The sequence below is a fragment of the Bradyrhizobium sp. Ken01 genome, from assembly GCF_055807355.1.
Genome location: NZ_JBVVPC010000167.1, coordinates 1 through 363 on the forward strand (window position 1 = coordinate 1; position 363 = coordinate 363).

The 363-nt window shown below is 47.9% G+C and carries 1 protein-coding gene; it reads right to left on the reverse strand.

Annotated elements, in window-relative coordinates; all coding sequences use genetic code 11:
- Positions 1-83: 83 nt before the first annotated feature.
- A partial coding sequence (locus AC0L3S_RS39210) for a hypothetical protein (RefSeq protein WP_473285314.1) occupies positions 84-363 on the reverse strand: 280 nt, incomplete at its 5' end.

Consider the following 363-nt stretch of genomic DNA (forward strand, 5'->3'; position numbering starts at 1 on the left):
GCCACCGTTTGCTTAACTTCCAGTCAGCGCGGGTGACTTATTTTGTTAACGCATCGCTGTTTATCTATCTGGTTCACCACCCGTTAACGCTGTTTTTCGGCGCATACATTACACCGCACATCACCTCCAACTGGCTTGGTTTCGTACATCCAGGCATCGCCACTGCCATAGCGCTGGTTGAGTAAATAAGCGACAAACGCCAATGCTACTGCAAGGGTACAGCCACGAGACGGCGTGGTAAACAAGGCTTTAAGATGAGGGAAAATGAAAGCCAGTGCGCCGAGGATAAAGAACGGCAAATAAAACAGCGTTTGCATGACAATAAAATTGAACATGCCATTACTCAGAATGGGCGGATACACA